This window comes from Inquilinus limosus MP06 (assembly GCF_000767795.1).
In the GTDB taxonomy this organism is placed as follows: domain Bacteria; phylum Pseudomonadota; class Alphaproteobacteria; order DSM-16000; family Inquilinaceae; genus Inquilinus; species Inquilinus limosus_E.
The window spans coordinates 1-1,969 of the sequence record NZ_JANX01000832.1; the positions used below are offsets into that span (position 1 = coordinate 1).

Sequence of the window (1,969 nt, forward strand, 5' to 3'; positions counted from 1 at the left end):
ACGAGGCGGCGGAACGCGGCCTCCAGCGCCGGCACGTCCAGCCGCCCCCGCAGCCGCAGCGCGCGCACGGAATTATAGGCTGCGCCCTCCGGATCGTAGTGGTGCAGGAACCACAACCGCTGCTGCTGGAAGGACAGCGGGGCCGAGGCCCCGTCGTCGCGCCGGCGGATCGCGTCCGGATCCGCCGTCTCGTCATCCAGCAGCAGCGCCAGCAGCGCGTCATTGTCGATGTCGTTCATTGTGCTCAGAGGGCCTTGGCCTGCCGCGCCTTCTCCAGGAGGGCCGCCCGCTCCGCCTCGCTTATGCCGTCGAGGCTGAGGCGCAGGCCGGCGATCTGGTCGATCCGCCCCGGCGCCGCATGGCCGCGCAGCGCCTGGGCCAAAGCGGCGATGCTGGGATGGTCGAAGACGATGCCGGGCGGCACCTCGACCTGGAACAGCTTACGGATGCGGGCGACCAGCTTGATCACCTGCAGCGAGTTGCCGCCGATGTCGAAGAAGTCGTCGGTGACGCCGACCGCCTCGGCCGGCCGCTCCAGCAGCTCCGCCGCCACCTGGCGCAGGAGGGTCTCGACCGCATCGCGCGGCGCCACCTTGGCCATCGTCTCGGCCAGGGTCGCCGGGTCGGGCAGGCTGCGGCGGTCGATCTTGCCGTTGGCCAGGCGCGGCATCCGATCGAGCGCCACGATCTGCGCCGGCACCATCGGGCCGGGCAGACGCGCGGCCAGGGCCGGCCGCAGCGCCGCGACGTCGCCCGCGCCCGGGGCCAGGGTGACGAATCCGACCAGCCGCGCCTCCCCGCCCTCCGGCCTATGCACGACCACCGCCGCCTGCTGGACGCCGTCGAGCACCTGCAGCGCGGCCTCGACCTCGCCCGGCTCGACCCGGAAGCCGCGGATCTTCACTTGATGGTCGGCCCGGCCGACCACCTGCAGCCGGCCGTCCGGCAGATGCCGCGCCAAGTCGCCGCTGCGGTAGAGCCGCCGGCCCTCATGCTCGACGAAGGTGCCGGCCGCGTCGCCGTGCAGATAGCCGCGGCAGAGCTGGGCCCCGCCGATATGCAGCTCGCCCACCGCGCCGGTCGGCGCCGGCCGGCCCGCGGAGTCGAGCACCAGCACCGCGCTGCCGGCCAGCGGACGGCTCAGCGGCAGGGCATCGCCGGCCCAGGCCGGAGCCGCGGGGTCATGGGCATGCACCAGCACGCCGACCGTGGTCTCGGTCGGGCCATAATGGTTGAACATCCGGCAGCCCGGCGCCACGGCGAGGATGCGGTCGACCAGGGCCCTCGGCGTGGCCTCGCCGCCGAGGATCAGCGTGGCCGGCAGCACCGGCTGCGGTGCGTCGAGCAGCGCCGCCAGATGCGACGGCACCAACTTGGCGCAGTCGATTCCGTGCCGGCGCAGGAAGCCGGCGAAGGCGGCGCCGTCGGCCATCTCGGCCTCATCCGCCACCACGAGGCAGGCGCCCAGGCGCAGCGCGCCGAACAGCACGGTGTTGCCGAGATCGGCGGCGACGGTCGAGGTCAGGGCGAAGCGCCGGCAGCCGGCAAGGCCCAGCGCCTCGCTCACGGCCTCGACATAGGTGCGCAGTTGGCCGTGCTCGATCACCACGCCCTTGGGCGTGCCGGTCGAGCCGGAGGTGAACAGAACATAGGCGGCGCGGGCCGGATCGTCCTGGTCGAGGTCGGGCAGATCCGCCGAGGCGGGCTCCGCCATCGCCGCGGCCAGGGCGTGGACCGGGATGGTGTCGGAGACGACGGGATCGGTGGCGTCGGTCAGCACCAGCACCGGCCGGGCCTGGTCGAGCAGCAGCCGCCGCCGTGCCTGCGGCCATTGCGGGTCGAGCGGCAGATAGGCGCCGCCGGCGCGCCAGACGGCGAGGAGCGCCACCACCATGCCGGCCGAGCGCGCCATGTCGAGCGCCACCACGGACTCGCGGCCGACGCCGCGGGCGACGAGCCAGGCGGCCAG

At 74.2% G+C, this 1,969-nt stretch carries 2 protein-coding genes; both read right to left on the bottom strand.

The genetic code is table 11. The features are described 5' to 3' along the window. Nucleotides 1-239 (bottom strand): condensation domain-containing protein (locus tag P409_RS32940; RefSeq protein WP_034848648.1); only part of this gene is annotated, 239 nt, incomplete at its 3' end. A 5-nt stretch (nucleotides 240-244) separates the two neighbouring features. Then, the coding region (locus P409_RS32945; protein ID WP_034848650.1) for a non-ribosomal peptide synthetase at nucleotides 245-1,969 on the bottom strand (1,725 nt) is incomplete at its 5' end.